We start from the raw sequence: 26,903 nt of genomic DNA on the forward strand, positions 1-26,903 counted from the left end.
CTATGAATTTTTTTGAATATCAGGACAAGGCCCGTCGCAATACCACCCTGCTGGTGCTGTTATTTGCGGCGGCAGTAATCGGGCTAATTGCCATCACCACCGTGTTTTTTGCCTTTGCCAGCCGAGCTTCCGGTGCACCGGGAGCGGAAGCGGGCCTTGGAGAAATGCTTGCGGCACTGGGCTGGGATACCGTCGCCGGCATCGCCATTACCATCACCGCGGTGATTGCCCTTGCGAGCTTTTACCGCCTGCAGCAGCTTGCAGCGGGCGGGCGCGCGGTGGCGGAATCCCTCGGCGGGCGCAAGATCAATATTGCACCGCGAGATCTGGCAGAGCAGCGCGCACTGAATGTGGTAGAGGAAATGGCACTCGCCTCGGGTACTCCGGTACCGGATGTCTACGTGCTGGATGACGATGCCATCAACGCCTTTGCCGCCGGTTACCAGCCTGCGGATGCCGTGATCGGCCTTACCCGCGGCTGTATCGAACAGCTGAACCGCGACGAACTGCAGGGCGTAGTGGCCCATGAATTCAGCCATATCTTTAATGGCGACATGCGCCTCAACATCCGCATTGTCGGATTGCTGCACGGCATTCTGTTCATCGGCCTGGTGGGCAGCTGGCTGCTGCGCGGCAGCTACTGGGGAAGCGGTCGCGACAGCCGTGGCCGCGCGGCGCTCTTTGGCATTGGCGCCGGACTCGTCGCGATCGGCTACACCGGCACCTTTTTCGGCAACCTGATCAAGTCCGCGGTGAGCCGCCAGCGGGAATACCTGGCGGACGCTTCAGCGGTGCAGTTCACCCGCAACCATCAGGGCATCGCAGGCGCGCTGATGAAAATCGGTCACCACCAGCAGGGCTCAAACCTGCGCGCCGCCAACGCTGGTGAATTCAGTCATATGTACTTCGCCAGCGGGCTGAAACACTCACTGCTTGGACTGTTCGCGACCCACCCACCACTTGCCGCGCGAATAGGCCGCCTGGATCCACAGTGGAAAGGCTGGGGGGGCGCCGCGGCACCCGCTGCCGCAGCGCCACACAGCGACCAGGTCTCTGGCATCTACTCCGCGGAGGTTTATTCCCCTTCGCCGTCAGCAGATCACAGTCAATACCGCTCCCGTCTGGATGAGGTACTGGAGGCTGTGGATAACAATATCGCGCAGCCATCCGCCAACCAGCTTGCACTGGGTGGCGCGTTGCTGGCGCAAATCCCCGGTGACCTCAAGGCTGCGGCTCACGAACCCTTTGCCGCCCGCGCTGTGGTTTATGCGCTGATGATGTGCCCTTCGCAGTTCGAGCTACAGCGCACACTGCTGGAGAAATCCGCCCATCCAGCGGCGCTGCGGGAGTTCGATCGACTGCAGCCCGCGGTGGCAAAGCTGCCCGTCATCTGCCGCCTGCCCCTGCTGGACCTGTGTGTGCCCGCGCTCAAGGCCCTGGCCCCGCAGCAGTACCAGATCTTCAAGCGCAACCTGATCAAGTTACTGCGTGCAGACGGCAAAGTGGAGATATGGGAATGGGCGCTATATCGGGTGCTGATACACGGCCTGGAGACCAACCCGGATGTTCAGCGCAAGGTGCCTGTGGGCGGCGGCTCAGGAAGTGCGCAGGCGGACGCACAGCGCTTTTTACTTGCAGCTATGGCCCATGCCGGCAACACAGACTATCTGAATGCGAAACGCGCGTACGAGGCGGGTCTGGCAACACTCGGACAGACACCCGTCCCCCTGCCCGCTGCGCGGGATATCAACCTGCAACGACTGGACAAGGCGCTGGCCATATCCCGGGATACCGCCCCACTGAAAAAGCCCGCTCTGCTCAAGGCTCTCGCCACCACTCTGGCGCACGACGGGCTGGTGTGCGGAACAGAAGTCGAGCTGCTGCGCGCGGTGGCAGACTGTCTTGACTGCCCCATGCCACCACTGCAGGGTGTTTCGCACTCACCACTGCGACAGGATGAGCGCGCCATTGCGACCACTGCTAACTGATCGGCAAAGGCCGCGAAGGGCGCTCTGCCTGATACAACAAAGCCGGCAAAATGCCGGCTTTGTTGTTGGTAACAAGTAAAAATAGGTGACGATCGGAATCGATAGGCGATGTTCGCGTAGCGTTTATTACTGATAAACCGGTCCCACGCCCATGCTCCAGATAATCACTGAACAGATCATCATGGTAACGATTCCGACCAAGCCGATGGTGAGCACTGCACCCGCATACATAAACGCACGCTCTTTGCTCATGTTCATTAGAATGGGAATACCTTCATACAACAGGTATACCGAGTAGAGACCAGCCAGCCCCATCACCCCAACCACCAACCATAGGTGTGGGTACAGAAGCACAATACCGGCCAGAAGCACTGGCGTGGTGACAAACACAGCAAGCGCCGTCCCCTCGTAGTGGCGGGTGGGTTCGTCACCCTCGACGCCATAGGCCTTGGCCATCCAGTTGATAAATTCACCCACCAGATAGATGCCGACCAGCAACGAAATATAGGTGATCACTGCCAGTGCGCCCGCGCTGGCGGGCGTCAATTTGGCAACGTGGCCACCGAGATTAAAACCCACCTGGGTAACGCCAATGTATCCGGCAATCGCGGGGATGAGGGCCAGAAACGGCACGTGACTGATAAACACCTGCAGGAAGGAATGCTTGTCGGCGCGAATGGCCTGCCACTCCTTGTCCGGATTGGTGAATATACCGATGGTATGGCTGAGTAATTTCACTAGGGTCCCTCCTGTACACAGCTTGTTTGCAGTATCGGAAGGGCGCAGCGAATTCACCAATCAATAACAGGAATATGGCGTCACTTTTTTTGCCAAATACGGGATCAGGATACCTTGTCGGCAATTGCTACCGGGGGCTCCCCAAAAACAAAAGGGGCCCGTAAAAACGGGCCCCTTTGCCGCTCGCGGGGGTTACTTGACCACCCGCAGGGAAGGCTTTTTCGCCGGCTTTTTGAACGTCGCCGGTGGCGTCGGCTCCGGTGGTTCCGGGGTTTCCTCCGGTTCAAACACCATGCCCTGACCATTCTCCCGTGCGTAGATACCCACAATTGCGCCTACCGGCACCTGGATATCCGTCGGTACACCGCCGAAACGGGCGTTGAAACGGATCGCGTAGTTGTCCATGGTGAGCCCCATCACGGCAGTTTCAGAGACATTCAGGACAATCTGCCCGTCCTCGTTGACATGCTGCTGGGGCACCAGCACCCCCTTCAGGTGGGTATCCACCAGAAGATACGGCGTGCATTTGTTATCGGTGATCCATTCGTAAAACGCCCGCAACAGATACGGGCGGTTGGATGTCATCGGCGGCTTGTTCAATCAGCACCTCAAGAGCGCATTTCGCGCTCGTACTCGGTCAGACTCTGCTGGAAAGCTTCGCGGGCGAACAGGCGATCCATGTAATCCTGAAGCGGCTTGGCCTGTTTGGTTTTCGGCAGTGCGATTTCCAGCTGGTCCAAACGCCACAGCAGCGGGGCCATGCAGCAGTCCACCAGGGAGAACTCTTCGTTAAAGAAGTACGGCAGATCGGTAAACATCGGCGCGATACCAACCAGACTGTCACGCAACTCTTTACGCGCAGCCGCCACATCCTTGCCACCAGCCAGGATTTTGTCTACCAGCGGGACCCAGTCGCGCTCGATACGGTACATGATCTGACGGCTCTGGGCGCGAGCCACCGGGTAGACCGGCAACAGCGGCGGATGCGGGAAACGCTCGTCCAGATACTCCATCATCACTTTGGTTTCGAACAGTACCAGCTCGCGATCAACCAGGGTCGGCAGGGAGTTGTAAGGGTTGAGTTCAGCTAATTCCGCCGGTTTGTCTTCGGGATCGACATCGACGATATCAACGGTCACACCCTTTTCAGCGAGAACGATACGTACTCGATGGCTAAAGTGACAACGACCATCGGAAAAGAAGGTCATGGAGGAGCGCTTGTTGGTCGGCACACCCATTGTGGAACTACCTCGATCTACTGGTCGGCTTTGCGACCGTCATTCTTAAACGGAAAACGGGTGGTAGGGCTAATGCCGGAAACCGGCGGCCCACCACCCGGAAAAATCAGTCTGGCAATCGCTTAGTGATGAATGTCTTTCCAGTACTCGCGATTCAGCAGCCAGGCAAAGATGAAGAATACAAGGATGAACGCCAGCACATAGAAACCGATGCGCTTGCGGCTTTCCGCCATGGGCTCGGCCACGTACTCCATAAAGTTGACCAGGTCATAGACCGCCTGGTCATATTCTTCGCCGCTTATGGAACCCTTGACCTTGCTGACCTGCAGGCTGCCACAGTTGGCGTCCATGATCGGGTTGCCCATCTCGTCGCGCACGACTTTACCGTGGTCGCGTTTCGGGCCGGGAGCACACTCCGGCAGACCCTGAAGTTCCATCAGAACGTGGGGCATACCCACGTTCGGGAACACCTTGTTGTTCACACCGGTGGGGCGGCTCTCATCCTTGTAAAAGCTACGCAGATAAGTGTAAAGCCATTCCGGGGAGCGCGCGCGGGCCACCAAGGTGAGATCCGGCGGAGTGGCACCGAACCATACCTTCGAGTCATCGGGCTGCATGGCGATCTGCATCAGGTCGCCGATTTTGTCGTCGCCCAGTACCAGGTTCTGCATCATCAGCTCGTTGGGGATATCCAGATCGGTGGCAACGCGTTCCCAGCGGGAAAAGTTGGCACTGTGACAACCCATGCAGTAGTTGACGAAGTACTTGGCGCCGCGCTGCAGCGAGGGCTTGTCGCCCAGATCGATATTTATGTGATCCAGTTCGACGGAACTCTCTGCACCCACGGCTTTGATCGGCACGAATGCCATCAGTACCACGGCGATGATGCCGCCGAACAGCAGGATGAACGACTTGCTACCGGACGGGCTGGTAACACGGGTCGGCTCCGGATGCACTACATCGCGGTCGGTCAGCCACGGCAGTGCCGCGAAAAATACCGCAAACACCAGCGCCAACACACCCACGAACAGGCTCGCGTTCCAGTTCACCACGGCCATCCACAGGAACAGGAAGCCAAAGGCACCACTGACAATCCAGGAGGCCAGGCCCTTGCGGGTGGTCGGATTGGTCCAGATTGGCATGGTCACAAAGAAGGCGAAGTAGAACAGGGTTGCCACCTGCGCCAGGAAGTTACGGCCCGGGGTCGGAGACTTCACACCCAGGTAACCCAGGATGATGAAGACCGCAGCGAATACCAGCAGCAGCACCTTCGGCAGCACACCCTTGTAGCGGATGGACTTCACCGGGCTCTTGTCGAGCCAGGGCAGCACAAACAGGATCGCAATCGCCGCACCCATGGCCACCAGGCCGAGGAACTTCGCAGTCAGCGGGCCGATATCCATGGTCACTGCGCGCAGTACCGCGTAGAACGGTGTGAAGTACCAGACCGGCGCAATGTGTTCAGGGGTCTTCAGCGGGTTGGCTTCTTCAAAGTTGGCGTGCTCGAGGAAGAAACCGCCCATTTCCGGGAAAAAGAACACCACCACACAGAAGGCGAACAAGAACACTGCCACACCCACCAGGTCGTGCACGGTGTAGTAGGGATGGAAGGGAACGCCGTCCAGCGGGACGCCATTTGCATCCTTGTTCTTTTTGATTTCGATACCGTCGGGGTTGTTGGAGCCCACTTCGTGCAGCGCCAGAATGTGCAGTACCACCAACAGCACCAGCACCAGCGGCAATGCGATGACGTGGAGCGAGAAGAAACGCGTGAGGGTAATACCGGAAATCAGGTAGTCACCGCGAATCCACTGCACCAGATCTTCACCGATAGCCGGGATGGCGCCAAACAGGGATACGATTACCTGCGCACCCCAGTAGGACATTTGCCCCCAGGGCAGCACATAGCCCATGAAGGCTTCTGCCATCAGTACCAGATAGATACACATGCCGAAAATCCACACCAGCTCGCGCGGCGGCTTGTAGGAGCCGTACATCAGGCCGCGGAACATGTGCAGGTAAACCACCACGAAGAAAGCGGAGGCACCGGTGGAATGCAGGTAGCGGATGATCCACCCCATATCCACATCACGCATGATGTATTCAACGGAAGCGAATGCGCCCTCGGCGGACGGGTTGAAACTCATGACCAGCCAGATACCGGTCACCAGCTGGTTCACCAGAACCAACATGGAGAGCACGCCGAAGAAATACCAGAGGTTGAAATTCTTGGGCGCGTAGTACTTGCCCATGTGGGTATCCCACGCGCGGTAGATCGGCAGACGCTGATCAACCCAGTCGCCCAAAGCGGTTAACCAGTTCATACGGCGCCCTCCTGATCCACACCGATTACGATGACATCGTCACTTTCATAGGAGTACGGCGGCACATCCAGGTTGGTTGGCGCAGGTACACCCTTGTAAACGCGGCCGGCCATATCGTATTTGGAGCCGTGGCAAGGACAGAAGAAACCGCCCATCCACTCGCTGCCACCGAGATCGGCGGCGCCCACTTCGGGACGGAACATCGGCGCACAGCCGAGGTGGGTACACAGCCCCACCAGCACCAGCGTCTGGGGCTTGATGGCGCGGTTTTCAGGATTCACGTAAGCAGGCTGGTTGGACTCGGTGGACTCCGGGTCGCGCAGCAGCGGAGCGACTTTGGCCAGATTATCCAGCGTTTCCTGGGTGCGACGCACCACGTACACCGGCTTGCCGCGCCACTCGACGGTAACCATCTGGCCCGGCTCAAGCTTGCTGATGTTGTATTTGACTGGCGCGCCGGCGGCCTTGGCCTTGGCACTCGGATTCCAGGAAGCGACAAAAGGTACTGCGATTCCAACCGCACCTGCACCACCCACAACAGAGGTAGCAGCGGTCAGAAATCGACGACGCCCCACATTTACACCGCCATCACTCATGACGTAGTTCTCCCATCACAGCGCCCCGGGGCAAACCGGAGCTGACTGGCCCAAACCCAAAAAAAAACCAGAAAACTTCTGCAATAAATCTACACGACCAGAACTACGGCGATTCAGGGTAATCCGCAATTGGCAGCGACGGTGCATCCCAATGGCTCGAGACCAGATAGAACAGAGCACCCGCACAGCAGCAAACAGCTCACTACTGCAAAAATCAGAGACTTACGACAGAAACTCCCCTACAACTGGCCCGCTCGCTTGACCTTAGAACAAAATGGCCAAACCCCAAGTGCAAGCGGATAGAAATTCGCGCAATGTTAAAGAAAATGCCAAACCGATACAAGGCGAAACCCGGTGCGAACATCCTCGACCAAGCGGCGAACTGGCGGTATTTTAAACAGAAAACATATTTACGCAGCGGCGGCGCATAAAGCACACACAAAAAAAAGCCCGGCAATTGCCGGGCAATAAAATACAGAAAATTCTGCTTAACGCTTGGAGAACTGCGGCTTCTTGCGCGCTTTGCGCAGACCGACTTTCTTACGTTCAACGGCACGCGCATCGCGAGTCACGAAGCCGGCTGCACGCAGCGGCTGACGCAGAGACTCGTCGTACTGCATCAGAGCGCGGGTCAGGCCGTGACGGATAGCACCCGCCTGACCGAAGGAACCGCCGCCAGCTACAGTGACGTTGATGTCGAATTTTTCGACCATATCGACCAGTTCCAGCGGCTGACGCACGATCATGCGCGCCACTTCGCGACCGAAGTATTGGTCCAGAGTGCGGCCGTTGATGCTGATATTGCCCTCACCCTGCTTGATGAATACACGAGCAGTGGAGGTCTTGCGGCGGCCGGTACCGTAGTATTGAGTAGTTGCCATGAGAATGCTTTCCGTTTAGATCGACAGTTCAATCGGCTGCTGGGCCGCATGAGGATGTTCGCTACCCTTGTACACCTTCAGTTTCTTGAACATGGCGCGACCCAGTGGGCCTTTCGGGAGCATGCCTTTCACTGCACTTTGGATAGTGCGCTCAGGCGCCTTGTCGATCAGCTTCTCAAAGCTGATGGATTTCAGACCACCCGGGTAACCGGAATGGTGATGGTAGATCTTGTCTTTGGCCTTGTTGCCGGTCACGCGAACCTTTTCGGCATTGATAACTACGATGTAGTCGCCGGTGTCCACGTGGGGCGTGTATTCAGGCTTGTGCTTGCCGCGCAGGCGGTGGGCGATCTCGGCGGAAATACGTCCGAGAGTCTTGTCCGCAGCGTCAACAATGTACCAGTCGCGAGTTACCGCTTCCGGCTTAGCACTGTAAGTCTTCATGTTATAAAACACCTGTATGTGGCCTCCGAAATGGGGGCCGTCCCACGAAAGAGCGCGAATACTACATAAGCGCCCAAGGCTTTTCAAGTACAAAGCTGAACAACTTGTGACCAGTCCGCCCCCCTCCCAGCGCCCTATTCCGGGCGGTGCGCACGCGCCAGATATTCCCTCGACTGCATCTCCTGCAGGCGACTCACGGTGCGCGCGAATTCGAACCGCAAGTGGCGGCCGCCGTACAGGGACCCTACCGGCGCTTCGGCGGAGATCACCAGCTTGACGCAGCGGTCGTAAAATTCGTCGATCAGATTGATAAAGCGCCGCGCCTGACTCTCCATCCATTCATCGAAGCGGGGCACATCCGCCAATAGCACCGTGTGAAACTCCCGCGCCAGCTCGATGTAGTCATTCTGTGAGCGCGGGCCATCACACAGCTCACTGAACCCGAACCAGGCCACGTCATCGGCAATCCTTACAGCCACAATCGGGCGCCCTTCAATATCCAGAGTTACTTTTTCACGCACTTCGCAACCCTCAACGATCAGGCTGCGAAAAGAGTTCGCAAGACTGGCATCCGCCTCATCCCCCAGCGGACAGTGGTACAGCTCGGCCATTTCCAGTGCCCGCAGCCGGTAATCTACGCCGTTGTCGACGTTGACCACCTTGGTATGCTCCAGCAGAAGGTCGATCGCCGGCAGGAAGCGCGCCCGCTGAAGCCCTTCTTTATATAGGCCCTGCGGCACAATGTTCGATGTGGCCACCAGGGCGACCCCGCGCTCGAACAGTGCCTGCAACAGGTTCGCCAGAATCATGGCATCGGTGATATCCGATACAAAAAACTCATCGAAACACAGCACCCGAGCGCGACTTGCGATGCGGTCAGCCACTTTTTCCAGCGGATTTTTCTCGCCGGCCAGGGATTTCAGCTGCCGGTGCACATCGCGCATGAAACGGTGAAAATGGGTGCGCTGCTTTTGCTCGAACGGCAGCGCCTCATAAAAAGCGTCCATCAGATAGGTTTTGCCGCGGCCGACACCCCCCCAGAAATACAGGCCTTTTTCCGGACGGTTCTCGCGCTTCCACATCCGACGCAGCCCGCCGAGCAGACTGCCACCCCGCTCCCCAGCCGCCATGAGTCGCTCATAGAGATCCTGCAGCTCGACAACCGCGGCCTTTTGCGCAGGATCTTCCATGAAGTCCGGCCGCTGTAGATCCCGCTGGTAGCGCTCCATCGGCGCCAGACGTACTTGGGCGGACAGGTTCTGTTCCGTGACCATCAACTTGAAACCATTCAAAATTTATCGGGGCGACATTGCCAGACAGGACGGGCGCAATGCGCTTTTGCGAGCTAACCTGAAGAATTCGCGCAGGCGAACCCCCACGCCCGCGTAGAAGCGGGCGGCGCGCACTTTACCAAATCCGTCACGACTTGGCACAAACCTGAGCGCGGCGCGGCGATGGGATTTGCGTATAATAGGGTGACTGTCACGGATGGCCGGTGCCACTTTTAATTTGAGGAGGAAGTAACGTGCACTCAACTTCGGTTTTAATTCTGGTCGGCCTAATCGGCCTGGGTCTGGGAGCGCTGCTGGCCTTTTTCGCCACCCGCGGCCGCCAGAACCTCGACCGCACCCAGGAGCTGGAGCTGCGCTTGAAGGAAGCCAACACCAGACTGGAAGATTTCCAGCTGCAGGTAAACGAACACTTTGATCAGACCGCGCAATTAGTCAACAACCTGACCCAGAGCTATAAGGAAGTACACGAGCATCTCGCCACCAGCGCCATGCGCCTGTCCAACCAGGATATCGGTCGCCAGATGCTGGAGGCCGGCAGCGGCAACCTGAGAGACAGCGATGAGTACCTCAATGTGCTGCCACCCCGCGACTGGGCACCCACTAAAGGGGCGCTTTCCGAGGATTACGGGATCGAAAAAGAAGCCCAGGCGCCATCGCCGGCACCGGTAAACGCCATCCATCGCTGATTTCACGGCGGCAGAGGCGCTGCAGTGCAGCAACCAGCAACTCAAGAAACAAAAAAGGCGGGGTAACCCCGCCTTTTTTGTTTGTGCCACTTGCCGCCTGCGAGCTCTTATAAGCTCTGGTAATAGTCCATCAGGATCTGTGCCACTTCCGGACGCGAGAACTCCGGGGGCGGCGCGATACCATTACCCAGCAGCTCACGCACCTTGGTTCCGGACAGCAGGATGAAGTCATCCTTGGTGTGATCGGGCACATCACGCATCATGACCACTCGGTTCAGCTTTTTGGAGAAGGCGGTGTGGTCCGCACGAAAGATCTCGATCTCCAGCGCGCCTTCCGGCACTTTCTCGTCAAAAATGGTCTGCGCATCGAAAGCGCCGTAGTAGTCGCCCACACCTGCGTGGTCACGGCCGACGATCAGATGGCTGCAGCCACAATTCTGGCGGAACACCGCATGCAGAACCGCTTCGCGCGGACCGGCGTACAGCATGTCGAAACCGTAACCGGTGACCATTACGGTGTTTTTCGGGAAGTATTCTTCCACCATTTTACGGATGGCCGCATCGCGCACATGTGCAGGGATATCGCCAGCCTTTAGCTTGCCCAGCAGCATGTGAATCAGCACACCGTCGGCGCCTACGGCGTCCAGCGCCATTTTGCACAGTTCTTCGTGCGCACGGTGCATAGGATTGCGGGTCTGGAAGGCAACGACCTTGCTCCAGCCGTGCTCGATGAATTCATTGCGGATTTCAACCGCGGTGCGGAAGGTATCCGGGAAGTCGGACTGGAAATAGCTGAAGTTCAGCACTTCGATCGGGCCAGAAATCAGCTGCCGACCGGCGGCCTTGAACGTGGCCACACCGGGGTGGGCATCGTCCAGGGTACCGAAAACATGCTCAGCGATGGTGTTGACCTGCTCATCGCTCACGGTTTCGATGGCTTCCACATCCATCACCGCGATCACCGGGTTGCCCTCGACGTTAGGGTCACGCAGGGCAATGCGCTTGGCGCCGGCAACCGCAGAGGCATCTTCCACCATGTTCACTACCGGCACCGGCCAGAACAGGCCATCCACCGTGCGCAGGGTTGCCGCCACACTCAGGGTGTCCGCCAGGTTCATATAGCCGTGCAGGGGGTTGAAGTAACCGGCACCCAGCATCACCGCATTCGCCGCAGCCGCAGAGCTGATGACAATGGACGGCAGGGACTCCGCCTCGTGGATCAGCTGATGATGGCGCTCACTGTCGTAAACAAAACGGGGCTGCAGCTCGACACTGCCGTGTGGACGAACCAGGGACATAGTTACTCCTGAGGGATATGGATTCAGACCAGAATTTCGAGCGCCACATTATACGGATTCCCACAGCAGCACCAAGCGCTGTTCGCGGCCAGTCCTAGAGCGTCTGATGCTGATGCCAGAACGCAAAGGAAGCTAAAGCACGTATAATGGCCGCAAATCAAGGAGCTGCCGGTGTCACTACAACGTTTTCTGCATGAATGGGCCATTCCCGCCGTTATCGGCCTCGGTGTCGCTGCGGCACTGTTACTGATGTTTCCCCATCTGCGCGGAAAACCGGAGCAGGCGCCAGTCGTCGCAGACTTTCAGGGTCCAGTATCCTATGCCAGCGCGGTCAATCTGGCGGGCCCGGCGGTGGTCAACATATACAGCAGACGATTACCTCGCCAGCACCCCCTGGCCAATCACCCGCTGTTCCGGCACCTGTTTGAAAATATGACTCAGCTGCAGCGCGAGCGTATGAATTCCAACCTGGGGTCCGGGGTAATCGTCGACCGCGCCGGCTACATCCTTACCAACTACCACGTCATTTTTGGCGCAGATGAAATCGCCGTGGTGCTGTCAGACGGGCGCGAGGCACGAGCCGCCGTGGTGGGGTCGGCTGACAAATTCGATCTGGCAGTCCTGAAAATTAATCTGCCCAACCTCACCGCGATCGAAGCAGGAGACTCGGACAAGGCCCAGGTGGGGGATGTGGTGTTGGCCATTGGCAACCCGTGGGGGGTCGGCCAGTCGGTAACCCAGGGTATTATCAGCGCCACTGGCCGCGACCTGAGCAAAAACGGTGCCGCTACTTTCTTCCTGCAGAATTTTATCCAGACCGATGCGGCGATAAACCCCGGTAACTCCGGCGGCGCACTGGTGGATGCCCGCGGCAAGCTGGTGGGTATCAACACCGAAATCCTGAAACAGAGCAGTCCAGCCATTGGTATCAGTTTTGCAATCCCCGCCAATATTGCCCTCAAGATCATGCAGGACATTATCGAGTTCGGGCGGGTGGTGCCGGGTTGGCTGGGGATTGGGGCTGACCCTCTGCTTCCAGAGGTGGCGCGGTCCTACAAACTCCCATCCACCAATGGCGTCATTATCACCTTTGTCAACAAATCGGGGCCGGCATACCAGGCGGGGCTCAAGCCCGGCGATGTGATTACCCACATCAACGACATCCCGATCAACGATGGCGAGCACGGGCTCGCCGCCATGGCCACCCTGCGGCCGGGAGAAGTGATCACCATCACTTATATCCGCAATGGTGAAGTCCGTTACACGCGGGCTACGGTTGCGGAAGATCCCCAGTCGCAAAACAGAAACTGATAGTCGATTAGCGAAGTAGAGAAACCGCTGAAGCGGGACTCAGGGCTTGGCCCATAGCAAGCCTCAATTGTCAGTCGGGAGCAGGCGATCAGTCCTGCCCCTCCACCTCACTAGCCACACGGTACTCCGCGGAGCGGGCGTGTGCATCCAGGCCTTCGCCCTTTGCCAGAGTTGCGGCCACCCGACCGAGGGTGTCTGCACCCCGGGGCGAGCAGTAGATGATTGAGCTGCGCTTCTGGAAGTCGTAAACCCCCAGCGGCGAGGAAAAGCGTGCGGTACCACTGGTGGGCAGTACGTGGTTGGGGCCTGCACAGTAATCACCCAACGCCTCCGCGGTGTAACGGCCGAGAAAGATGGCGCCGGCGTGGCGGATAAGCGGCAGATACTGCTCCGGCTCATCGACGGACACCTCGAGGTGCTCCGGGGCGATGCGATTCGCCACCTCAATCGCCTGCTCGATATCCCTCACCAGAATCAGCGCACCGCGGTCGGAGATGGAGCGGCTGGCAATGGCTTCCCGGGGTAGCGTCTTCAGCAATTTTTGCAGGGAACTCGCCACCGCATCGAGAAACTGCTCATCGGGGCACAGCAGAATCGACTGCGCCTGTTCATCGTGTTCCGCCTGGGAAAGAAGATCCATGGCAATCCAGTCGGGATCCGTTCTGCCATCGCAGATCACCAGAATCTCGGAGGGCCCGGCGATCATGTCGATGGCCACCTGGCCGAATACCGCGCGCTTGGCCGAGGCGACAAAGATATTGCCGGGTCCGACAATCTTGTCCACCCGGGTAACGGTCTCAGTGCCATACGCCAGTGCTGCCACGGCCTGGGCGCCGCCAATGGTAAAAACCCTGTCCACCCCGGCGATGGCCGCCGCGGCGAGCACCAGATCGTTGAGCTGGTTGTCCGGAGCCGGCACTACCATCAACACCTCGTCCACCCCCGCTACCCGCGCAGGGATCGCATTCATCAGCACCGAGGACGGATAACTTGCCTTGCCGCCGGGTACATAAATACCCACCCGCTCCATAGGGGTGATCTGCTGGCCGAGCACGGTGCCATCGGCTTCCCGATACTGCCAGGATGACTGCAGCTGGCGCTCATGGTAATCGCGCACCCGCCTGGCGGCAGTTTCCAGTGCCACGTGCTTTTCCGCCGGAATTCGCTCCAGTGCCGCGGCAAGTTCAGCGCGATCGAGACAGAAATCCCCGGCATTTTTGAGGTCGCGACGATCAAACCGGTTGGTGTATTCAATTACCGCGGCATCGCCGTGTGCTTTCACTTCCCGCAGTATTTCCGCCACCGCGGACTCCACCTGCTGATCCGCTACCGACTCCCAGGCCAGCAGGCGCTCGAGGTCCTGCGGAAATTCGGAATTGCCGGCGTCCAGCCGACGGATGGAAAAGTCACTCATGATTTTCTGTCGAAATTGCATCGCGGTTGCTAGCCGCATTAAAGATCGCGCGCGGAAGTCGTCAAACGAAAGCTCAGACGGCTTCCCGCGCCCGCACTGCTTGAGCCAACCGCTCGATCAGCGAATTGATCGGGCCGTATTTCATTTTCATGGATGCCTTGTTCACAATCAGGCGACTACTGATGTCGGCGATATGCTCACGCGCTTCCAGCCCGTTGGCCTTCAGGGTATTACCGGTATCGACAATGTCCACAATCTCATCGGCAAGATCCATCAGCGGTGCCAGTTCCATGGCGCCATAGAGTTTGATGATATCTGCCTGGCGGCCCTGAGCGGCGTAATAGCGCTTGGCGGACTGCACAAATTTGGTCGCCACCTTGATACGCCCTTTCGGCAGCGGCGCACCCTTGATACCCGCCGTCATCAGGCGACAGCGGGCAATATTCAAGTCCAGCGGTTCGTAGATATTACTGGTATCGTGCTCCAGCAGGTTATCCTTGCCGGCGACCCCCAGATCCGCAGCCCCATGTTGCACATAGGTCGGCACATCGGATCCACGCAGGATCAGTAGACGGACATTGTCCTGATTGGTGGGAAAAATCAGCTTGCGGCTCTGGGTGATATCTTCCAGAGGCTCGAGACCGGCGGCAGCCAGCAGCGGCAGCGTTTCCTTGAGAATGCGCCCCTTGGTCAGGGCAATGGTGATCTGCATAACAATTATGATTATCTGATCGCCCGGCACCAGACCGGACAGAAGGCGATGACGGGAGCTTACTCGAATCCAAGCTTCCCGCGCCAATACAAATCTAGAATAGCCCTAGATGGTTAACATCTAGTGAAGCGAGCATCAACCGGGAACGCGGCGGATGTTTGCACCGATCTGACGCAGTTTTTCCTCGATACACTCGTAGCCGCGGTCGATATGGTAGATACGGTCCACCGTGGTAGTGCCCTCGGCCACCATACCGGCAATCACCAGGCCCGCTGATGCGCGCAGGTCCGAAGCCATTACCGGCGCCCCCTTGAGCTTCTCCACCCCCGTAACGATGGCGGTATTGCCCTCGAGCACGATGTTTGCGCCCATGCGGTTGAGTTCGTGCGCCTGGATCAGTCGGTTCTCGAAGATGGTTTCCACCACTGTACCTTTGCCTTCCGCCACCGCATTCATCGCCATGAACTGGGATTGCATGTCTGTGGGAAATGCCGGGTAAGGTGCGGTGCGGAAGCTAACGGCTTTCGGGCGATTGCCCTTCATATCCAGCTCGATCCAGTCGTCGCCGATACTGATGTGGGCGCCGGCCTCCTCAAACTTGGCCAGTACCGCGTCAAGAATATCCGCGCGGGTATGAGTCAGGCGCACACGTCCGCGGGCTGCGGCAGCCGCCGCCAGGAAGGTACCGGTTTCAATACGATCCGGCATTACGCTGAAGGAGCAGGGATGCAGTTTCGGCACACCGTGCACACGGATGGTATCGGTACCGGCACCTTCGATCTGAGCGCCCATGGCGGTCAGGAAGTCCGCCAGATCGACAATTTCCGGCTCCCGCGCCGAGTTGTGCAGCACAGTGGTGCCTTCCGCCAGCGCCGCAGCCATCAGCAGGTTTTCAGTACCGCCCACGGTGACTTTTTCCATCACAATGTTGGCGCCCTTCAGGCGGCCATTACTGCGCGCGCGAATAAAGCCCTCGTCGATGGTGATTTGCGCGCCCATGGCCTCAAGGCCCTTGAGGTGGATATCCACCGGGCGGCTGCCGATCGCGCAACCACCGGGAAACGATACGTTGGCCACACCGTGTCGTGCCAGCAGCGGGCCCAACACCAGGATCGACGCGCGCATGGTTTTTACCAGTTCGTAGGGCGCGGTCAGCTCGTTCACCGAACGTGGATCAATCTCCACACCCAGTTTTTCGTCAATGGTGATTTCGGTACCCATGCAGCGCAGCAGGGTAATCATGGTGGTGATATCGTTGAGGTGCGGGAGGTTGTGAATCTGCACCGGGCCGTCCGCCAACAGCGTGGCGGCCAAAATCGGCAGTGCTGAATTCTTGGCCCCGGAAATTTTCAAGGTTCCGGAGACGGGGCAGCCCCCTTCGATAATCAGTTTGTCCATTCGAACTGGTGTCCCATTGCGAAGCAAAAATCCCTGGCAAGCTCAAAGCCCGGCAGAGTAGAGGTTACTGACCGGCCTCTTCCGGGGTAAGGGTTTTCATCTGCACCGCGTGCAGGGTGCCATCGGCAATCTTGTCGGACAGCGCACCGTAAACCAGCTGCTGTTTCTTTAGCCGCGAGAGGCCGCCAAAGGCCTCACTGACCACGGTCAAATGCAGGTGGCTGCCCTCGAAAGACACGTCGGTAACCTGACTGCCGGGAATCTGCCCTTCAATCAGGGCTTTGATCTGATCTGGTTGCATAAAAAATAAATACAGGTGGGAATTCGGTCGGGGTTAAAGCAGGCGCGAAGTGTACTGGAAAGCGTCCACTGGCGCAGCCGCGATTCTGCGGACTGCGCCTCAATATCATCGATGCGTTTACTGCATCTCATCCGCGACTTTGTCCGCCGCGGACCAGTTGGCAATCACCTTGTCGAGGTCACCCTTGTTGGTCTGCATGGCCTGGGAGAACTGGCCGCGGAACGTTTTACCAAGGTTGACGCCGTTCAGGACAACGTTGATCAGTTTCCACTGACCATTTTTTTTGCGCGCCATGGTATATGCCACCTTGGTCAGCCCTTCCGAGCTGCGCACTTCTTGTAGCACATTAACCTTGCCACCCTTGGGGACGGAGCCAGGATTCACCACCTTGACATCCATACTGCCGAAGCTGGCAACACCGCGGGCGAAGGTCGCCACCAGATCGCGACGGAAGGCGCTGGTGAATTTTGCACGCTGCGCGGGCGTCGCCTGCTTGGCGTAGTCTGCCATAACACCCATGGCAATAAAGTCGAAATCCACCACCGGGGCCAGCACCCGATCTATGGACGCGTAGTAGCGCTGCGGGTTCGAACTGACCAGTTGCCCCTCCGAGCGGACCACATCCAATAGCTCTGTGGATACACTCTCAATCATGGTGTAGGGGTTTTCGGCAGCGCCGGCAAACGGTGCCAGGCTGCACAGCAGGACAGTGGATAGCAGCGCCCTGGCTTTGCGTGCGATTGCGGATTGGAAAGCTCCGGTCTTGATGGTCATGGTGAGTGCGCTCACTGAAAATCTCCCATTGGCAATTCGTCCCTTGGATGCACACAACACGAAAAAGTGTCATGGCGATGCCGAAATATCTTGCTGGCGGCTACAGATGAGACTGAAATCGGACCCAGTCCAACGCCACAGCTGACAATAGCGGCGGCAAACTATACCATGGCGCCGCCGCGGACAAGCGGCACGGAGTCACTTTCGCTCCGCCGCCCGGCCACAACCGCCCGAGGGAAACATCAGCGACAGGTGACGCACAGCCCGGCCCGCAGACATTCCGTGACGCAAACCTCAACCTCCGCTGATAGTAAAAGGTTAGCACGTCAGTCCGAGGCACAGCGGAACAAAAGCGGATCGCGACAGGTCGCATCTGGCAGGGTTGCACCCCGCCCGCGTTTTCTAGAATGAACGCAGTGGCACCGGTATATATAGCCCACCTGCCACCTTGGAAATTCCACACGAGAGATGTCATGGGAAAAGATCTGATCATCCAGGCCGGACGCCGCACCATATCCATGGAAGCCGCCGCGGTAGCCGCACTGGAAGGACGCATCGGTGACGACTTCCACCGTGCCTGCGAACTGATTCTGAACTGCCCCGGGCGCGTCATCGTTTCCGGCATGGGTAAATCCGGGCATATCGGGCGCAAGATCGCCGCGACCCTGGCAAGCACCGGCACACCCAGCTTTTTCGTGCACCCCGGCGAAGCCAGTCACGGCGACCTCGGCATGATCACCCGCCAGGACCTGGTTATCGCCATTTCCAATTCCGGCACCTCCGCCGAAGTCCTGACCCTGCTGCCGCTGCTGAAACGTCTGGGCATTCCCATGATCAGTATGACCGGCAAGGCGGATTCCCCCCTGGCGCAGTCTGCCGACGTGAATCTGGACATTGCCGTCGACACCGAAGCCTGCCCGCTGAATCTGGCCCCTACCTCTTCCACCACCGTTACCCTGGTAATGGGCGATGCGCTGGCAGTGGCACTGCTGGAGGCTCGCGGATTTACCGCAGAAGACTTCGCCTTCTCCCACCCCGGCGGTGCGCTTGGGCGCCAACTGCTGCTCAAGGTGGAAGACGTGATGCACGCGGGACAGGAACTGCCGCAGGTATCCCCCGACACACCGCTCTCCCAGGCGCTGCTGGAAATGACCAGCAAGGGCTTCGGCATGACGACCGTGGTGGACGACAAGGGGCAACTGCAGGGCGTGTTTACCGATGGCGACCTGCGCCGGGTCATCGACCAGAAGATCGAGCTCGACAGCGCCACCATGGACAAGGTGATGAGCCGTCGACCGAAAACCGTGAGCGCCCACATTCTGGCGGCGGAAGCCCTGCGCATTATGGAAGACAACAAGATTACCGCGCTGGTGGTAGAAGATCCGGAACACCATCCGGTAGGCCTGCTGCACATGCACGACATACTGCGCGCCGGTGTCATCTGACGCCACGCCCTATAAATAGAAGGATCCCCTCTTGAGCCAGCAAAGCCCAGTGCAACCGCTCAGCGACCAAGACCTCGATCAGGGTATCGAGCAAAAACTGAGCAAGGTGCGCCACCTGATACTCGACGTGGACGGCGTCCTCACCGACGGCCGGCTGTACTTTGACAACCACGGCAACGAGCTGAAAACCTTCCACACCCTGGATGGGCACGGTATCAAAATGCTGCAGAAATCAGGGGTGGCAGTGGCCATCATTACCGGTCGCCGCAGCGCTCTGGTGGAAAAACGTGCGCACGACCTCGGCATCACCCGCCTGATCCAGGGCCGGGAAGACAAGTACAGCGCCTTTCTGGAACTTTTCGCCAACGAGCCCTATGACCTGGCCCAGATTGCCTACATCGGTGACGACTATCCTGACCTGCAGCTGATGACCCGGGTGGGCTGCCCGATTGCAGTCCCCAGCGCCGCGACACCGGTAAAACAGCGCGCACTTTTCGTGACCGAGCGCGAGGGCGGCCTTGGCGCCGTACGCGAAGTCTGCGACCGCATCATGCAGGCGCAGGGGACCTTTGACGCCGCGCTGGCGCCCTATCTCGCCAGCCATCACTGAACAGAAGTCTAAACGGACGGCCAAAATAGCCGCCGATAGCGAGGAAACGGATACAGCATGCGCACCTGGTTACCACTTGTCATCGTGGTCGCACTCATCTCCCTGGGACTGTGGTTTACCGAGAGCCCACCCAAGCAACTGCTGGGCAAGCAGCCAACACAGCAGGAGCACAACAGGGCAGCGGATCTCATCATCCGCGATGCCCGCACGCGCCACTACAGCGCCGAGGGCTCCCTCGCCTACGAAGTGGACGCCGAGCGCGTCACTTTCTTCCAGTTCGCACGCCGGGACCGCGCAGACCTCACCGAACCCCGCATGGTGTTCTACCAGGGTGAGGACACCACATGGCGCACCGAATCCCGCACCGGGATCGCCTTTGACAACGGTCAGAAAGTGGTGCTGCAGGGCAAGGTTTCCATCCGCGAACTGCCACAACCCGGCATAAGCCTGTCCACCCAGAGAATTACCATCAAACCCCGCGAAGAATTCGCTGAAACCGACAAAGTTGTTACCATTACCGACGGCCCCAACCGCACCACCGGCAAGGGCCTGCGCGCCGATCTAAAGCAGGACAAGGTAGAAATTCTGTCAAATGTGGAAAGCAGCTATGAACCCCGTTGATTTACGCCGCGCGCCCCTGTCGGCGACTGCTCGCATCCTGCGCGCCGCGGTGGCCGCGACCTTTTTGCTGGCAAGCCAGGCCCACGCCCTGCCCAACGATCGTGAACAGCCGGTGAAGGTATCCGCCGATAAACTGGAGGCCAACCGCAGCCAGAATCTTTCCGTATACAGCGGTAACGTGGTCATCAGTCAGGGCTCACTGCAGATCCGCGCCGATCGAGTGGAAGTGCACGGCAATACCAAGGGGGAGATCAACAAGGTGATCGCCACCGGCTCCCCGGCCCACTTCCAGCAGCAGGTCGAAGAGAGCACCAACCCGGTCAAGGCCCGCGCGAAACGCATCGAGTTTCTGGTGAGTAGCGACGCCCTGCAACTCAGCGGCGAAGCGTTCGTGGACCGCGACGGCAACACACTGTCGGCAGAGCGCATCAACTACGACCTCAAAAGCGAGCAGATGCAAGCCCAGGGTCAGTCGGAAAAGAAACGGGTGGAAATGATCTGGAAGCCCGAATCCAAAACCGAGCCCACCCCCGCGGAAGACGGCCAGTAATCTACGCGCCCCATACAAACCGAACAGTCAAAAGAGGCGGCAAAACAGCCGCGCAGTTACCGGAATTCACTATGCCGACGCTCAAAGCGCTACATCTCGCCAAGCAGTATAAAAAGCGCAAAGTTGTTCAAGATGTATCCGTGAGCGTCTCCAGCGGCCAGGTTGTCGGCCTGCTCGGCCCCAACGGCGCCGGCAAAACCACCTGTTTTTACATGATTGCCGGCCTGGTACAGGCCGACGCCGGTCAGGTGATGATTGACGAGGAAGATATTACCGGTCTGTCCATGCACGGTCGCGCGCGCAAGGGTATCGGCTACCTGCCCCAGGAAGCATCGGTGTTCCGCCGCCTGTCGGTGGAGGACAACATCCTCGCTATTCTCGAGATCCGCAAAGACCTCGACCGCAACCAGCGCCTGGAGCAACTGGAATCACTCCTCGAGGAATTCCACATCACCCACATTCGCGAGAGCCTCGGCATGGCGCTGTCCGGCGGCGAGCGACGTCGGGTAGAGATCGCCCGCGCGCTGGCCACCAATCCGGCGTTTGTATTGCTGGATGAACCGTTTGCCGGGGTGGATCCCATCTCCGTGAACGACATCAAGCAGATCATCCGCCACCTGCGAGACCGCGGTATTGGCGTGCTCATTACCGACCACAATGTGCGTGAAACCCTGGATATCTGTGAGACCGCGTACATCGTCAGCGAGGGCCACATCATCGCCTCCGGCGACCCCAAAGACGTAGCCGAGAACAAACAGGTGAAAGACGTCTATCTGGGACACGAGTTCACCATCTGACCCTATATGGGTGAAATCATCAGCATTTCACCCTTCAATTACCGATTCCTGTCACAATTCTGACCGCGACAATCGCGACGGATATTTTTTTCGGCACGCTTATTGCTTATTCCTGCGCCCCTTGCCACTTGTGTTCCGAATTACCCCGGGGTAGTCTGCAGGCGATGAGCAATCTGCCGCCGACACAAGCATCAAATGTGTCGCAGCGGTGCAACGCCAGAATTTTATGCCGACACTCCCCCTATGAAGCAGTCACTCCAGTTAAAACTCGGCACTTCGCTGACGATGACGCCACAACTGCAACAGGCCATCCGCCTGCTGCAATTGTCGACGCTGGAGCTGCAACAGGAGATTCAGTCTGCCCTCGACAGTAACCCGCTGCTGGAATCGGACTTTGACGAGCACGCCGGCGAACATCTGCAGGAACAGAACACCCCCGCCACCATTGAGCGCCAGACTCTGGACAGTGCCGACAGCGGCCGCGAAGGCCTCGGCGGCGAGGGCGAGAGCGAGTCCACCGCCGATGGCGACTGGAACAGCGACATCCCCGAAGACCTGCCGGTAGACACCCGCTGGGACGATATTTACACCAACAGCAGTCACTCTGGTGGCGACGGCGAAGAGTACGCGCTGGAACAGCGCAACGCCGCCGCGGAGAGCCTGCAGGACCACCTGCTGTGGCAGCTGAATCTCACTCCACTGACGGCAGAAGACAAGTTGATCGGCGAGGCGCTGATCGACGCAATCGCCCCCAATGGTTTTCTCGATACCGATCTGGAGGATCTGGCGGAATCGTTTGCGATCGAAGTGGCAGAAATACTGGCGGTACTGAAAACCATCCAGCAGTTTGAGCCGGTGGGCTGCGGCGCCCGCGATCTGCGCGAGAGCCTGCTGCTACAGCTGCGCCAGCTGCCGGAGAGCACCCCCTGGCTGGCACAGGCCTTGACCGTGGTCGGCCAGCACCTGGACCTGCTGGGCAAACGCGACTTTCGCCAGCTGAGTCGCCGTACCCGACTGAGCGAGGCACAGCTCGGCGAGGTAATGCGCCTGATCCAGACCCTCACCCCCTACCCCGGCGAGGCCTTTGGCGGCGAGGAGCCCCAGTATGTGGTGCCGGACGTAATCGTCAGCCGCCGCGAGCAGCGCTGGGTAGTGGAACTGAACCCGGAAACCACGCCCAAGCTGCGCATCAACGATGCCTACGCCGCGCTTATCCGCCGCGCGGACAACTCCACTGAGAACAATTATCTGCGCGACAACCTGCAGGAGGCCCGCTGGTTTCTGAAAAGCTTGCAGAGCCGCCACGAGACGCTGCTCAAGGTGGCGAGCTGCATCGTCGAAAAACAGCAGGGTTTCTTCGAGCTGGGACCGGAGGCGATGAAGCCGATGGTACTGGCCAATATTGCCGAGACCATTGGCATGCACGAATCCACCATCTCCCGGGTGACCACGCAAAAGTACATGCTCACTCCCCGCGGCGTATTCGAACTCAAGTACTTTTTCTCCAGCCATGTGAGCACAGACTCCGGTGAGGACGCCTCCTCCACGGCCATCCGCGCGCTGATTCGCAAGCTGGTGGACGCAGAGCAACCGCGCAAGCCGCTGTCGGACAACAAGATCACCCAGGAGCTGGACAAACAGGGCATTCAGGTCGCGCGCCGCACCGTCGCCAAGTACCGCGAGTCCATGGGCATTCCCTCTTCCAGCGAGCGCAAGCGACTGGTGTAAATAGACCGAAGCGGATCAGCCGGTCACACTCCCTCTGTGCAAGCGCCGTTTTCGATCAATTTCTGCCCGACCAATGCCCAGGAATCGAGTGTATCCTTCCATTCTGGTGAACTTCCTAGTAGGGTTGCCGCCCTGTGCGGGGGGCAGCCAAATTGTGTTGTACCCGATGAGGAGAAATCCATGCAGATCAACATCAGTGGCCACCATGTAGACGTAACCCCGGCCATTCGCGATTACTGCCTGACCAAGCTGGACAAGCTCTCCCGCCACCACGACCTGATCACCAATACCCAGGTCATCCTTTCCGTCGACAAACTGATCCAGAAAGCGGAAGCGCGGGTTCACGTTAACGGCAAGGACGTATTTGCGGATTCAGAATCGGAAGATATGTACGCGGCGATCGACTCGCTCGCTGACAAACTCGACCGGCAGCTGCTGAAACACAAAGAGAAATTACGCAGTCACCGCTAGACGTTGCCCCAGGGAAACGGCTGGCCTGCACTGTCAGATCACCAGTAAGTTATGACATTGGAAGCATTACTCTCTCCCCGCCTGAGCCTGTGCCACCTGGCGGGGAGCAGCAAGAAAAAGCTGTTACTCAATATCGCGCAGGCGATCTCAGAACAATACCCCGATCTGGATTCTGATACCGTCTTCAACCAGCTGGTGGCACGGGAGCGCCTGGGCTCAACCGGTATCGGTGAAGGTGTCGCTATCCCCCACTGTCGCCTGCCCGGCTGCGAGCGTCCCATCGGGGTGCTCTGCACCACGTCGCCAGCGGTAGATTTTGATGCCATCGACCGCCAACCGGTGGATCTGCTGTTTGCCCTGTTGGTCCCGGAAGACGCGGACCAGGAACACCTGGATACCCTCGCGGAAATCGCTGCCCTGTTCAGCGACAGCCGCGTGCGCGAAAAACTGCGCGAAGCCACCACCAGTGATGAGCTCTACGCACTGGCCATCAACAGTGCGGCGGCGGCATAATAGCCACCGCATTTGTCCGGCGCCCGGTGCACAACCGTATGGCTGCCAGATGACCGGCTCCGGCAGCCTCCCACCACAGGTCTGCCGCCCGGCCAACCCGAATCAGCAAGGAGCGCTTGTTCTATGCGACTGGTGATCATCAGCGGCCGCTCTGGCTCAGGAAAAAGTTCCGCCCTCGAGCTGCTCGAAGATGTCGGCTTCAACTGCATCGACAACCTCCCCGCCAGCCTGTTGCCCGAGCTGATCCGCCGGGTTACCGAACACCCCCCCGAAAAAAATACCCATCTCGCGCTCGGTATCGACGCCCGCAACCTGTGGCACGACGTGCGCCAGGCCCCGCGGGTGATCAGCGAACTGCGCGAAAGCGGCGTAGAATGCGACGTCATCTACCTGGATGCCCGCTCGCCGGTGCTGGTGCAACGTTTTAGCGAAACCCGCCGCAAGCACCCCTTGAGCGACAGTCGCACCCATCTGCTGGAAGCTCTCAATCACGAAAAGGAACTGCTCGCACCGCTGGCGGCCATGGCCGACCTGGTGATCGACACCAGCAGCCTCAGCCTGCACCAGCTGCGCGACCAGATTAAAACCCGTGTGGTGGGCAAAGACTCCCCGGGCATGGCAATCCTGTTCCAGTCCTTCGGCTTCAAGCACGGTGTGCCAGTGGACGCAGACCTGGTGTTTGACCTGCGCTGCCTGCCAAACCCGTATTGGGTGACGGAGCTGCGCAACAAGACCGGGCTAGATCCGGAAGTGGTGGAGTTCCTGCGCGCCCATAGCGAGACCGAGGAAATGCAGCGGGATATAACAGCGTTTCTCGAGCGCTGGCTGCCCTCTTACCAGCAGAGCAATCGCAGTTACACTTGCGTCGCCATCGGCTGCACCGGGGGCCGCCACCGCTCCGTGTACATGGTGGAGCAGCTGGCGAAATACTTTTCGAGAGAATTCCAGAACATCCAGATTCGCCACCGCGAGCAGCAGAAATAAACCAGCCCCATACTCAGGGCGACCGCCACCACAGCGCAAAACCAGAGCAATCGCACCAGAACAGTCATATGCAGAAAACCCGTATCACCATCATCAACAAACTCGGGCTCCACGCCCGCGCCGCCAGCAAATTCGCGCAGACCAGTGCGCGCTTCTCCTCGGAAGTAAAAGTGCACTGCCAGGGCAAAGCGGTAGACGGCAAGAGTGTGATGGCACTGATGCTGCTGGCGGCGGGCAAAGGGGTTGAGCTGGAACTGGAAATCTGCGGCCGCGACGAAGATGCAGCCCACGAAGCCATCTGTGCACTGATCAACGATCGCTTTGGCGAGGGCGAATAACGCCCTGATCTCATTTCGTTCCACCGCCGGTATAATGCCGGCACTCGCTGCCCGCCCCTGACCAGGTATCCCTGTGCCCAATCCCGTCTCCGCCGACATCAACTTCCGCGCCCAGAGCCAGCTCGGTGAGCTGTATGCTGCGCTGGACAGTGGCACCGGGCGCGAAGTGCAGCGAATGCTGCAGTCCCTCTCCCCCCAGAGTATTGCCCAGCTGCTGGAAAGCTCGCCGCCGCGTATTCGTCAGGTACTGTGGAATCTGATCGACCGTGAGGTCGAGGGCGAAGTGCTGCAGGAGCTGACCGACGACGTCAAAGCCCAGATCCTCTCCACCATGGACACCGAAGAAATGGTGGCCATCATGGAGGGGCTGAACGCGGACGACGTCGCCGACATTCTCCAGCAGCTGCCCGACCGATTGATGGCAGAAGTGCTCTCCGCGATGAGCGAAAGCGATCGCCAGCGAGTGGAGAGTGTACTCGCCTACGGCGAGGAAACCGCCGGCGGTTTGATGGACACGGACATCGTTTCCGTGCGCCCGCACCTGACCCTGGATGTGGTGCTGCGCTACCTGCGCCGCCACGAAAAGCTGCCAAAATCCACCGACAACCTGTTCGTGGTCAGCCGCCAGGACAAGTTTATTGGCCTGCTGCCCTTGACCCGGCTGCTCACCTCGGACCCTTCGGTCACCGTGCGCGAGATTATGCACACCGACGTGGAGCCGATCCCGGCGGAGATGCCGGACCACGAGGTGGCGCAGCTGTTCGCCAAGTACGACTGGATTACCGCACCGGTGGTGGACGCAAGCAACCGGCTGCTGGGTCGTATTACCATCGACGATGTGGTGGACGTGATCCGCGAGGACGCGGACCATTCCCTGATGAGCCTCGCCGGTCTCGACGAGGAGGAAGATACCTTCGCGCCGATCAAGCGCACCGCACCGCGGCGCGCGGTGTGGCTCGGGATCAACCTGCTCACCGCACTGCTGGCCTCGTGGGTGATCAACCTGTTCCAGGGCACCATCGACAAGGTGGTGGCGCTGGCGGTGCTGATGCCCATTGTCGCCAGCATGGGCGGCGTGGCCGGCAGCCAGACACTGACGGTGGTGATCCGCGGCATGGCACTGGGGCAGATAGGTCGCAGCAACCTGCGCTGGCTGCTGTCCCGAGAACTCGCCTCCGGCGCACTGAACGGGATTCTATGGTCCGCAGTCATGGGGGGCATCGCCGCCCTGTGGTTCGGGGATCTCCGCATTGCGCTGATTATCATTGCCGCCATGGCCATCAACCTGGTTACCGCCGCCCTCGCGGGTACCATTCTGCCCGTAGCCCTGCGGGCCATGCGTATAGACCCCGCCCTGGCCGGCGGCGTCGCCCTGACCACGGTAACCGACGTGGTCGGGTTTATGTCCTTTCTCGGCCTCGCGACCTGGTATTTCGCCTGATCGCCACCGG

The 26,903-nt window shown here is 59.1% G+C and carries 28 protein-coding genes; 14 read left to right on the plus strand and 14 right to left on the minus strand.

From position 1 onward, the window contains the following. The first annotated feature begins 2 nt into the window (after positions 1–2). Entirely contained in the window at positions 3–1,988 is a 1,986-nt protein-coding gene (locus R5R33_RS04810; RefSeq protein WP_318954911.1) for a M48 family metallopeptidase, read from the plus strand. Between the two features lie 126 nt (positions 1,989–2,114). Here R5R33_RS04810 and R5R33_RS04815 read toward each other — a convergent pair whose 3' ends face one another. From R5R33_RS04815 to zapE, 8 genes are all read right to left on the minus strand, one after another. Further along, entirely contained in the window at positions 2,115–2,726 is a 612-nt protein-coding gene (locus R5R33_RS04815; protein ID WP_318954912.1) for a Yip1 family protein, read from the minus strand. A gap of 192 nt (positions 2,727–2,918) precedes the next feature. Then, positions 2,919–3,311 (minus strand): ClpXP protease specificity-enhancing factor, encoded by a 393-nt coding sequence (locus tag R5R33_RS04820; protein ID WP_318954913.1) that lies wholly within the window; start codon positions 3,309–3,311, stop codon positions 2,919–2,921. A gap of 23 nt (positions 3,312–3,334) precedes the next feature. Next, the gene (locus R5R33_RS04825) at positions 3,335–3,964 is read right to left on the minus strand and encodes a glutathione S-transferase N-terminal domain-containing protein (protein WP_318954914.1); all 630 of its coding nucleotides are present in this window, start codon (positions 3,962–3,964) and stop codon (positions 3,335–3,337) included. 122 nt (positions 3,965–4,086) lie between these two features. Beyond that, positions 4,087–6,288, minus strand: a complete 2,202-nt coding sequence (locus tag R5R33_RS04830) for a ubiquinol-cytochrome c reductase (RefSeq protein WP_318954915.1) — start codon at positions 6,286–6,288, stop codon at positions 4,087–4,089. Beyond that, positions 6,285–6,884 carry a ubiquinol-cytochrome c reductase iron-sulfur subunit gene (gene petA / locus R5R33_RS04835; protein WP_318954916.1) on the minus strand — a complete coding sequence of 200 codons (600 nt, stop codon included), beginning with the start codon at positions 6,882–6,884 and terminating at the stop codon, positions 6,285–6,287. Before petA ends, R5R33_RS04830 begins: the two co-directional genes overlap by 4 nt. Positions 6,885–7,372: 488 nt before the next feature. Beyond that, on the minus strand, positions 7,373–7,765 hold the full coding sequence (rpsI, locus tag R5R33_RS04840; protein ID WP_318954917.1) for a 30S ribosomal protein S9: 393 nt from the start codon (positions 7,763–7,765) through the stop codon (positions 7,373–7,375). A gap of 15 nt (positions 7,766–7,780) precedes the next feature. Continuing rightward, positions 7,781–8,209, minus strand: a complete 429-nt coding sequence (rplM, locus tag R5R33_RS04845) for a 50S ribosomal protein L13 (RefSeq protein ID WP_105101685.1) — start codon at positions 8,207–8,209, stop codon at positions 7,781–7,783. A gap of 134 nt (positions 8,210–8,343) precedes the next feature. After that, the gene (gene zapE / locus R5R33_RS04850; RefSeq protein WP_318954918.1) at positions 8,344–9,483 is read right to left on the minus strand and encodes a cell division protein ZapE; all 1,140 of its coding nucleotides are present in this window, start codon (positions 9,481–9,483) and stop codon (positions 8,344–8,346) included. Between the two features lie 251 nt (positions 9,484–9,734). Here zapE and R5R33_RS04855 point away from each other — a divergent pair, with 251 nt between their 5' ends. Beyond that, on the plus strand, positions 9,735–10,187 hold the full coding sequence (locus tag R5R33_RS04855) for a YhcB family protein (protein WP_318954919.1): 453 nt from the start codon (positions 9,735–9,737) through the stop codon (positions 10,185–10,187). A 107-nt stretch (positions 10,188–10,294) separates the two neighbouring features. On the opposite strand, the gene sat is transcribed toward R5R33_RS04855, so the two are convergent. Continuing rightward, complete coding sequence (gene sat, locus R5R33_RS04860; RefSeq protein WP_318954920.1) at positions 10,295–11,485, minus strand: sulfate adenylyltransferase; 1,191 nt, start codon at positions 11,483–11,485, stop codon at positions 10,295–10,297. A 171-nt stretch (positions 11,486–11,656) separates the two neighbouring features. On the opposite strand from sat, the gene R5R33_RS04865 reads away from it, so the two are divergent. Beyond that, on the plus strand, positions 11,657–12,796 hold the full coding sequence (locus R5R33_RS04865) for a S1C family serine protease (protein ID WP_318954921.1): 1,140 nt from the start codon (positions 11,657–11,659) through the stop codon (positions 12,794–12,796). An 88-nt stretch (positions 12,797–12,884) separates the two neighbouring features. On the opposite strand, the gene hisD is transcribed toward R5R33_RS04865, so the two are convergent. The 5 genes from hisD to R5R33_RS04890 form a co-directional block, all read right to left on the minus strand. Continuing rightward, positions 12,885–14,210, minus strand: a complete 1,326-nt coding sequence (gene hisD, locus R5R33_RS04870) for a histidinol dehydrogenase (protein ID WP_318954922.1) — start codon at positions 14,208–14,210, stop codon at positions 12,885–12,887. A gap of 73 nt (positions 14,211–14,283) precedes the next feature. After that, on the minus strand, positions 14,284–14,922 hold the full coding sequence (hisG, locus tag R5R33_RS04875; RefSeq protein ID WP_318954923.1) for an ATP phosphoribosyltransferase: 639 nt from the start codon (positions 14,920–14,922) through the stop codon (positions 14,284–14,286). Positions 14,923–15,057: 135 nt separating this feature from the next. After that, positions 15,058–16,320, minus strand: a complete 1,263-nt coding sequence (gene murA, locus R5R33_RS04880) for a UDP-N-acetylglucosamine 1-carboxyvinyltransferase (protein ID WP_318954924.1) — start codon at positions 16,318–16,320, stop codon at positions 15,058–15,060. 64 nt (positions 16,321–16,384) lie between these two features. Continuing rightward, entirely contained in the window at positions 16,385–16,621 is a 237-nt protein-coding gene (locus tag R5R33_RS04885) for a BolA family protein (RefSeq protein ID WP_318954925.1), read from the minus strand. A 117-nt stretch (positions 16,622–16,738) separates the two neighbouring features. Next, positions 16,739–17,410 carry an MlaC/ttg2D family ABC transporter substrate-binding protein gene (locus R5R33_RS04890; RefSeq protein ID WP_318954926.1) on the minus strand — a complete coding sequence of 224 codons (672 nt, stop codon included), beginning with the start codon at positions 17,408–17,410 and terminating at the stop codon, positions 16,739–16,741. A 458-nt stretch (positions 17,411–17,868) separates the two neighbouring features. On the opposite strand from R5R33_RS04890, the gene R5R33_RS04895 reads away from it, so the two are divergent. From R5R33_RS04895 to mgtE, 11 genes are all read left to right on the plus strand, one after another. Then, complete coding sequence (locus R5R33_RS04895) at positions 17,869–18,840, plus strand: KpsF/GutQ family sugar-phosphate isomerase (RefSeq protein WP_318954927.1); 972 nt, start codon at positions 17,869–17,871, stop codon at positions 18,838–18,840. 31 nt (positions 18,841–18,871) lie between these two features. After that, positions 18,872–19,450 carry a KdsC family phosphatase gene (locus tag R5R33_RS04900; RefSeq protein ID WP_404810384.1) on the plus strand — a complete coding sequence of 193 codons (579 nt, stop codon included), beginning with the start codon at positions 18,872–18,874 and terminating at the stop codon, positions 19,448–19,450. 57 nt (positions 19,451–19,507) lie between these two features. Then, positions 19,508–20,071 (plus strand): LPS export ABC transporter periplasmic protein LptC, encoded by a 564-nt coding sequence (gene lptC, locus R5R33_RS04905; RefSeq protein ID WP_318954928.1) that lies wholly within the window; start codon positions 19,508–19,510, stop codon positions 20,069–20,071. Beyond that, positions 20,058–20,621, plus strand: a complete 564-nt coding sequence (lptA, locus tag R5R33_RS04910; RefSeq protein ID WP_318954929.1) for a lipopolysaccharide transport periplasmic protein LptA — start codon at positions 20,058–20,060, stop codon at positions 20,619–20,621. The genes lptC and lptA overlap by 14 nt, the downstream gene beginning before the upstream one ends. Before the next feature lie 71 nt (positions 20,622–20,692). Next, positions 20,693–21,418, plus strand: coding sequence for an LPS export ABC transporter ATP-binding protein (gene lptB, locus R5R33_RS04915; RefSeq protein WP_318954930.1), 726 nt, complete (start codon positions 20,693–20,695; stop codon positions 21,416–21,418). A gap of 243 nt (positions 21,419–21,661) precedes the next feature. Next, positions 21,662–23,146, plus strand: coding sequence for an RNA polymerase factor sigma-54 (locus R5R33_RS04920; protein WP_318954931.1), 1,485 nt, complete (start codon positions 21,662–21,664; stop codon positions 23,144–23,146). A gap of 180 nt (positions 23,147–23,326) precedes the next feature. Continuing rightward, on the plus strand, positions 23,327–23,617 hold the full coding sequence (gene hpf, locus R5R33_RS04925; protein ID WP_078085758.1) for a ribosome hibernation-promoting factor, HPF/YfiA family: 291 nt from the start codon (positions 23,327–23,329) through the stop codon (positions 23,615–23,617). 51 nt (positions 23,618–23,668) lie between these two features. Continuing rightward, the gene (gene ptsN, locus R5R33_RS04930) at positions 23,669–24,130 is read left to right on the plus strand and encodes a PTS IIA-like nitrogen regulatory protein PtsN (protein ID WP_318954932.1); all 462 of its coding nucleotides are present in this window, start codon (positions 23,669–23,671) and stop codon (positions 24,128–24,130) included. A 123-nt stretch (positions 24,131–24,253) separates the two neighbouring features. After that, positions 24,254–25,114 (plus strand): RNase adapter RapZ, encoded by an 861-nt coding sequence (gene rapZ / locus R5R33_RS04935; RefSeq protein WP_318954933.1) that lies wholly within the window; start codon positions 24,254–24,256, stop codon positions 25,112–25,114. Between the two features lie 68 nt (positions 25,115–25,182). Further along, positions 25,183–25,452 carry an HPr family phosphocarrier protein gene (locus R5R33_RS04940; protein ID WP_318954934.1) on the plus strand — a complete coding sequence of 90 codons (270 nt, stop codon included), beginning with the start codon at positions 25,183–25,185 and terminating at the stop codon, positions 25,450–25,452. Between the two features lie 73 nt (positions 25,453–25,525). Beyond that, positions 25,526–26,893, plus strand: a complete 1,368-nt coding sequence (gene mgtE, locus R5R33_RS04945; protein WP_318954935.1) for a magnesium transporter — start codon at positions 25,526–25,528, stop codon at positions 26,891–26,893. Positions 26,894–26,903: the final 10 nt, after the last annotated feature.

The sequence above is a fragment of the Microbulbifer pacificus genome (assembly GCF_033723955.1).
In the GTDB taxonomy this organism is placed as follows: domain Bacteria; phylum Pseudomonadota; class Gammaproteobacteria; order Pseudomonadales; family Cellvibrionaceae; genus Microbulbifer; species Microbulbifer pacificus.